We start from the raw sequence: 7,392 nt of genomic DNA on the forward strand, positions 1-7,392 counted from the left end.
CACTTCGGCCCCAGCCGGGCGGCCAGTTCGATGGCCTGCACCAGGCTGTCCTCCCGCGCCGCCCCTTTGCCGGCGATGTCGAAGGCGGTCCCGTGGTCGACCGAGGTGCGGATGACCGGCAGGCCGACCGTGAGGTTGACGCCCTCGTCGAAATACAGGCTCTTGAAAACGGCGTGCCCCTGGTCGTGGTACATGGCCACCACGAAACGGTACATCCCCCGTGCCGCCCTCGGGAAGACCACGTCGGCCGGCAGCGGCCCGACCACGGGAATGCCCTCCTGCTCCGCCCGGCGCACCGCAGGCCCGATGATGGTCTGCTCCTCGTCTCCGAACAGGCCCCCTTCGCTTGCGTGCGGGTTGAGGCCGGCCACGGCGACCAGCGCCTGTTCCTCTCCCAGGGCACGAGCCAGGTAGTGAGCCAGGCGAATCTGGTTGAGCACCCGGTTCTCCGTGATCATCGTCAGGGCTTCCCGAAGCGCCACGTGCGTGGTCACATGAAACACGAACAGCCCCCGAGCCGACAGTACCAGCGAGTACTGGCGCACGCCAAACCCCTCGGCCAGCATCTCCGTGTGCCCCGGGTACGAGAAGCCCGCCCGGTGCATGGCCTCCTTGTTGAGAGGGGCGGTCACGATCCCGGCCACGGTGCCCTCCCGGGCCAACCGGATGGCCTCCTGCACGAACTCCACCGCGCCCCGCCCCGCCTCGGCCGACACCTTCCCACGTTCCACGGGGCCCAGGTCGCGCCCCGGCTGCAAGATGTCGATGACCCCGGGTTCCCACCGCGCCTCTTGCACCGATGCGACGCGATTCACGGCCGCGGGGCCGTCACCCGGCCAGAACGCCAGGTCGCGCTTCAACGCCCCCGCGTCACCGATGACCAGCGGACGGCAGACCTGGTGAACGTGCGCCCGGGCCAGGGCCTTGACCACGATTTCAGGCCCGACACCGGCCACGTCGCCCATCGTGATGGCGAGCACCGGGCGCCCCCGCGCGGCGCCTCCCGAGTCCACGGTTGACCTCACCCCTTCGTTGGCGCTCTGCTCCCGCCGCCCGCAGGTGGACTCAGGCCCGTTCGACGAGGTAGCGGGCGGCATCCACCAGTGCCTCCGGTTTGCCGAAGCCCCCGGCTTTGGTGACCACCGGCATGCCGGGCAGGCTCCCTCCGCTGATCGTTCCATACGGAATGCCCGGAGAGACCTCGGAGAGCAGGTCGACGCCGGGTGCGCCCAGCCTGTCCATGACGGCCCGGGCGGTGTCTCCGCCCGTCAGCACCATGCCGGCCAGGCGGTCCCGTGCTTTGGTGGCCACCCCCACTGCGACGTCCGCGATGGCCCGGGCGAGATGGGCCGGCACCTGGTCAGGGGATAACCCGGCCGCCACACCCTCGCGCCGGGCCGTCTCCACGTCGGCTTGATCGCCCGGCGTACTGACCGCCACCGATTGCCCTGCAGCCACTGCCTCGACGGCCTGGCTGACCGCACGATCTCGCCAGGTTGTCCAGGCCCGCCCGCCATGGAGAGCGGCACGCAGGTCCAGCACGACCGTCACCCAGCCAGGCTGTGCGCTCAGCTTCGCCAGCTGAGCCCGGGAGGTGGGATTGACCGACCCGCAGGCCATGAGCACGGACCGGCTGGCCGAGGTCGAGGCCGCCCCATCACGGCGCTCGCGAGCGGCCAGCAGGGTCGCGACCGGCTGCGCAAGGCCTGCCGATCCCGCCAGCAGCACGCCCTCACCCATGCCGGCCGCCGCCTCGGCGATGACGGCCAGGTCGGCGTCGCTGACCGCGTCCACCACCACAGTCGTTGGCCCCTGGGTCGCCATGCCGTCCAGGGCCTGCCTCACGGCCGCCGCTCCCTGCTCCACGGTGGTCAGGGAGATGTGGGCCACCCGATGGCGCGACTGGCTCGTCACGAGCGCGGGGATGTGGCTTTGCCGGACCGGGCTGACCGGGTCCCTGCCGATGGCGGTGCGCGCCACCGGCTGCCCATCGACCAGGAGAAAGCCGCCGACCACCGTCCTGCCGTTGGCCGGGAAGGCCGGGCACAGCACCGCCAGCCGCACGCCGCCCCCGTCGAGCAGGGCGTCCAGTTCGGCTCCGATGTTGCCGCGCAGCGTGGAGTCCGTCTTCTTGTAAATGGGGCGGCCCCCGGCCTCGAGGAGCCGCCGCACCGTCTGCAAGACGGCACGATGGGCATCCTCGGGCCGGGCGGCCCGGCTCTCCGTGTTGACGACGACCACGTCGGCGTCCATGAGGCTGGCGGCATCCCAGGCTCCGACCAGAGAGCGCGTCTTCAAACCGGCCCGGGCGAACTGCACGCCCGTGTCCCCGGCGCCAGTCAGGTCATCCGCCACCACGGCGTAGAACCGGCGTGCCGCGCCACGCGGAGCGCTGCGCGACGGTGTTTCCCTGCGCCCCATCCCTTGCTCTCCTTCAGCGCCCTGCCGCCGCGCCGGCCAGCTGGGCCCGGGGCTGGATGCGCCGCTGCAGGTAGTGGGTCAGGATCGGCGTTAGGATGGCCGTGATCAGCACTGCTGCAGCCACCTGAGCCGTGGCCACCGGCACGAACGCCGAGAAGCTCGGATCGGCCTCCGCCACGATGGCCGGCGTGGCCACCGAGTTGCCCGCCGTGGTGCCAATGGCGAAGCCGACCGCGCTCGGCGCCCCCAAGATGTACCGGTACGCGACGTACCCCAACATGCCGGTCACGACCGACACGAGCACCCCGAGGATCACGCCCGTGGCGCCCCCGAGCGCGAGCGAGCGCATGTCGATCCCGGCTCCGAGGGCGAAGGCGAAGAAGGGAATCGTGATGGCCGCGGTCGGCTTCATCATTTCCGCGAACCGGTGATCCAGGTTACCCAGCACGAAGCCGATGACGAACGGAATGATGGCCGCCACGATGTAGATCCACGGAATGGCGCCAAGGCCGCTCAGGCCCAGGAACAACAGCGTGAAGAACGGCCCGTCGTTGAGCGCGCTGGCGATGTAGGCGCCCTTGTCTTCTTCATCCCCGTACTGCGAGGCCAGCGCGATCCACAGGCCGCCGTTGGAGTTGATGAACGCAATCATGGCGGCCAGCAGGGACAGGCCCAACACGCCGGGCTTGCCGAACGTATATCCATAGGCAATGACCAGCAGCGCGGGCACGATCGTCTTGGCCAGCAGCAACACGCCTGTCCTGGCAAGCACCACGCCGCTCTGCCTGACGTTGATCTGCGCACCCGTGGCCAGGATCAACAGGGCGATGAGTGGAAGCGCTCCGTTCTTGAATAAGGCCGTGGTGAACGATCCCATGTCCAGGAAACCTGGCCAGAAGGTCCGCACGATCGACCCGATCAGCAGGGGAATCAGCATCATGCCGCCGGGAACGCGTTGCAACGTGGCTACAATGGGAACACGACCCATGCCTCGGACTCTCCCTTCGCGCGGGCTTTTCTTCGGGCGGGGCATGCCCCCCTGTCTGCGGCCCCTGTAACTTGAAGACAGAGAGCCCTACGGGGCCCACCCTTTCCGTTTTGCGGAAGGGATGCCGTCAGGTACGGCCGCGCCGGTGGGGCGGCACCGGCCTACGTTGAGTGAGCGGTGGGGGGAGGTCGGTGGGACATGCGCGTGACGGCGGTCGCCGGTAGGGACTCCCCAGGGTGATGGCGAAGAAGGGCAACCCGAGCCAGCCGCAACCCCATCGAGCGCCGGAGTTGCTCACCGGCGGGCTCATCTTCTTCGCTCACCCCACTCTTGGCGGGCGGCCGAGGTGAGTGATACACTGCTGTTCGGCGGGCGGAAGCGCCGGCCTGAGGCCAGGGCCTGAAGCGGGCCGGTCCCGCGCGGCTCCGGGCAGTGCCCCGGCCCAGAGGTCGGTGGCCCCGTAGCTCAGGCGGACAGAGCAGCGGTTTCCTAAACCGCGTGTCGGAGGTTCGAGTCCTCTCGGGGCCACCACTTCCACTAACTGTTGGCGAGATCGGTCACTGCCAACGGTCCGTCCCTGTCAATGACGGCCCCTGATCAAGCAGAAAATCCTTGTGTTTGGGCGCTTCTCCTCCGGCAAGCGGGCGGGAGGCGGCGGTGGGAACTGCACCGAAGCAGGTGCTCCGGGAGCTCGTAGAGAGGCTCCCGGACAGCGTCACCTACGAGGATCTCATCGCGGAGCTCTAGGGCGGTCTGAAGCCGTGCAAGCGTGCTCAACCGATCGCCTCTACCACTACCTGCTCGACCCGGCGCCAGACGTACTGGACGGCATTCGAACGCATGGACTTCTGCCACTGAGCCATCAACCACGGACAGCCGGCCGAGGGTTCGAAGAGCGGCTGGCCTTTTACCGCGCCTTGTACGTGGAATGGGCGCAGCAGCTCATCGGACGGCCGTACGAGAACTCGGGGATTTTCCTGACGCCCATCGACTTTCGGCTCCTCAGCCATCCCTCCATGGCTCGCTGCCCCAGGGTGACTGTGCCCCTTCAGGCGCTTGACCGGGAGCTTTCGTTTCTCACATGGGTGGAGGGTGAGTCGCGCGTCGTTCGGCCCCTTTCACGGGAGGGTCTCGAGGAGGCCGCACGCAGGTGGCCCGCAGATCAGGTCATCCAGTGGTTTGGACGGATTCGGACGATGCTGTTCTTCTATGTGCCGCAGGTAGTCACATACCAGGCCCGGATTGTCGTCCAACCCGACTGGATCGAGGCTTGATGAATCCCGCACCACGGAGGTCCCGAGAACGCGGAAGACGGCGGGCGCTGTCCCGATCAGCTCCGTACCCAGCACGTAGCGCCGGGCCTGGGCCTGCGACCCGGTGTTGGAAGCGGTGGACGAAGGTGAGGGCCCGGTAGAAGTGGTGGAGCCACAGGCCCGAAAGCCGGGGCTCCCAGACGGTGGGCAGCTACTCCTCCACCAGGCTCTTGCGGGAGGCGGGGTCCATCAGGCGGTTGAGCACCAGTCTTGCAACACCCGAAGCAGTACGGCTGCGGCGCGCTCCTCCGCCGTCCGGAGTTCAGCGGAACCGAAAGCCGGCCGCCACTCGTGCCAGAGTTCGTCGCTGATGAGCAGCAGATGGCAGACCTCGACGTTGCGGAAGCGGCCCAGCGTGTACATGGCCGAGGTTTCCATGTCGACGCCGACAACCCCCTGGGCCCGGTAGCGCTCCACTTTGCTCCGGAGTTCCCGGTACGGGGCGTCCGTCGTCCAGACGGTGCCGGTGGCCGGGCGAATGCCCTCGGCCTCGCAGGCGGCCTGCAAAAGCCGGGCCAGCCGGGGAGCCGGCCCGGGAACGTCCAAGCCAGCCCAACCGCCGCCTGACGCCTGCAGCCCGTAGTGCGCCGACGTTCCCTCTTCCGAAAGGCACGCCGTTGGGATGAAAAGGCTGCCCACGGGCACGTCGGGCTGCAGGCTGCCCGCATAGCCCACGCCGATGAGGCTGCGGGCGCCACAGGCGATGAGCTCCTCGGCCTGTATGATGGCTGCGGGTGCCCCCACCCTGAGCGTGGTCAGGCAGACTGCCCTGCCGCCGACTTCCGCGGAATACAGCGGGTGCACTTCGCCGTAAAGCCAGGGCGGTGACGGCCCCGCGCCAAGGCTCTCTTTCAGGCGTTCCACGACCCGGCGGCTCCACGAACCGACGACGACGGGTGCCACGCCCATGCTCTCCCGGGAGAGTCCCCGCGTTCGCAGAACATAATCGATGAACATCTGGGGCGTGATGTGCTCGTCCATGCGGGCAACCCCCCGACGGAGACGCTTGCTAGCATTGTAACTCATCTTCCTCACCCTTTGCGATGACCGTCGATGAGCACCATTTGCAGCGGCTGGAAGAGGTCGAAGATGGCCAGGCTGCGCCGCTTTCCGGAGATCCCGCCGTGATGCCGACGGGTTTGGACACGGGCAGAGGCACGTGGATCTCGGCCAGCGTCTGGACGCCCTCCACCGCCCCGGGGCCCGGGCCGGCTGAAGCAGGCGCCGGCTTGCACGGCGAAGACCCGACCATCTCGCACTGCAGGGATCTCGTCCTACAAACGCCGGAAAGGAACTGCCCCGTGTCAAGCTGGCCGAGGACATCCTCGAGGCTCATGGGTTCCAGCGAAACGACGCGGACGGAGCGGCCGCCGGGGAGCTCCAGCCGGACAGGAGTGCCGGGAGGCAGCAGGCTCCGCGTGAAAGCGCTGGCCTCGGGGCCGAAGGGTTCGACGCCGAGGGTTGGGGGAGCGTTTCAGGAGCGTCAACGCCGATGAGACGGATCGTTTCCTCGCGGGCTTGAAAGCGGACGATGACGGTATCACCATCTACCACGCATACCGCCGTCGCCTTCGGGGCGCCCGACCCAGCTGACGTAACGCTACCGAAGATGGCCGCCACAAGCATCGCGCTGCTGAGAAGCTCGCCGCAGGCAGTAGCGCCACAGCTCCAGGTCACTGTCGGCCCTGAGGACCTTCCTCCGTCGGGTACACGCAGCAGGAAACCGTTCCGAACCGCTAGAATATCCTCTGAGGGAAAAGGGTAGTACAATGCTAGACTGGTGCCTGCAGATGAAATCCGAATCTGCCCGTTATGAGGGAGGAAACCCTGTCCGGTGCGGTCCGGGCGTCGTCACGGCGGGTTTTCCTTGGCCCTGCGCCCCAGGTGCGGGCGCCCGGTTTGCCCCGGTAGCGGTTAGGACCCAGCTAGAAGCCACTGTCACCAGATACTGCGCGGGACTCGATCCCCAAACAGCGGGCATGCCACCAAGCCGATCAGCAGCCCTCCGTCGCTCGGGTTGCCGGCCTGGACGTGAAAGTGGGGGATAAGGCCCTCTAGCGTCTCCACCAGTCCCAGCTTGCAGCCAAACTCAACGGGTTGGCAGGGTTTGCCCAGCAGAATGGGCCGGGCCTCGGTAGACACCTCCGCGTTGAGGGGGTTGACCTCGGCCTCCGCTTGCTCCCCACCGCGGCGAAGGACCTGGCCCACACCGAAAGGTGGCGACCGGCGTGAACGTATCCAAGGTCAGCGCGATCCCGCTCTATCAGCAACTTGAAGACTACATCCGGGAGAGCATCGAGTCGGGGCAACTCAAGCCAGGAGATCGACTGCCATCGGAGACGGAGCTCAGCAAGCGCTACCAGATAAGCCGAATGACCGTCCGCAAAGCGATGGAACGGCTTGAATTCGCCGGCTATCTCGAGCGCTATCCGGGCAAGGGGACGTTTGTTGCGGCTCCCAAGATCCCCCAGAGGGTGTCCATGCTGCACGGTTTCCACAAGAAGATGTCCGCCCTGGGTCTCAAGGTAAAGAGTACCGTGCTCGAGGTTCAGTCGATTGACGCCGGAATTATCATCGAGCGGCGCTTAGGGCTTCAAACAGGTGACAGGGTATTTCAGATTTCACGACTTCGGTACGTGGAAGGAACGCCTGTAGCCATCCAAATCGCCC

General features: G+C 67.3%; 7 protein-coding genes and 1 tRNA gene. 3 read left to right on the forward strand and 5 right to left on the reverse strand.

Going from position 1 to position 7,392, the window contains the following annotated elements:
* From pdxA to AB1609_12085, 3 genes are all read right to left on the reverse strand, one after another.
* A partial coding sequence (gene pdxA, locus AB1609_12075) for a 4-hydroxythreonine-4-phosphate dehydrogenase PdxA (GenBank protein ID MEW6047203.1) occupies positions 1 to 965 on the reverse strand: 965 nt, incomplete at its 3' end.
* A gap of 100 nt (positions 966 to 1,065) precedes the next feature.
* Entirely contained in the window at positions 1,066 to 2,421 is a 1,356-nt protein-coding gene (locus AB1609_12080) for a four-carbon acid sugar kinase family protein (protein ID MEW6047204.1), read from the reverse strand.
* A 13-nt stretch (positions 2,422 to 2,434) separates the two neighbouring features.
* The gene (locus AB1609_12085) at positions 2,435 to 3,409 is read right to left on the reverse strand and encodes a 2-keto-3-deoxygluconate permease (protein MEW6047205.1); all 975 of its coding nucleotides are present in this window, start codon (positions 3,407 to 3,409) and stop codon (positions 2,435 to 2,437) included.
* 454 nt (positions 3,410 to 3,863) lie between these two features.
* Between AB1609_12085 and AB1609_12090 the strand changes: the two genes are divergently transcribed.
* Both AB1609_12090 and AB1609_12095 read left to right on the forward strand, forming a co-directional pair.
* Positions 3,864 to 3,940, forward strand: a tRNA-Arg gene (locus AB1609_12090).
* A 230-nt stretch (positions 3,941 to 4,170) separates the two neighbouring features.
* The gene (locus AB1609_12095; protein ID MEW6047206.1) at positions 4,171 to 4,683 is read left to right on the forward strand and encodes a hypothetical protein; all 513 of its coding nucleotides are present in this window, start codon (positions 4,171 to 4,173) and stop codon (positions 4,681 to 4,683) included.
* Positions 4,684 to 4,911: 228 nt separating this feature from the next.
* On the opposite strand, the gene AB1609_12100 is transcribed toward AB1609_12095, so the two are convergent.
* Both AB1609_12100 and AB1609_12105 read right to left on the reverse strand, forming a co-directional pair.
* Positions 4,912 to 5,703 carry a nucleoside phosphorylase gene (locus tag AB1609_12100; GenBank protein MEW6047207.1) on the reverse strand — a complete coding sequence of 264 codons (792 nt, stop codon included), beginning with the start codon at positions 5,701 to 5,703 and terminating at the stop codon, positions 4,912 to 4,914.
* A 957-nt stretch (positions 5,704 to 6,660) separates the two neighbouring features.
* Entirely contained in the window at positions 6,661 to 6,930 is a 270-nt protein-coding gene (locus AB1609_12105) for a hypothetical protein (GenBank protein MEW6047208.1), read from the reverse strand.
* 20 nt (positions 6,931 to 6,950) lie between these two features.
* On the opposite strand from AB1609_12105, the gene AB1609_12110 reads away from it, so the two are divergent.
* Positions 6,951 to 7,392: GntR family transcriptional regulator (locus AB1609_12110; GenBank protein MEW6047209.1), on the forward strand; the 442-nt coding region annotated here is incomplete at its 3' end.

Source organism: Bacillota bacterium, assembly GCA_040754675.1.
Lineage (GTDB): Bacteria > Bacillota > Limnochordia > Limnochordales > Geochordaceae > Geochorda.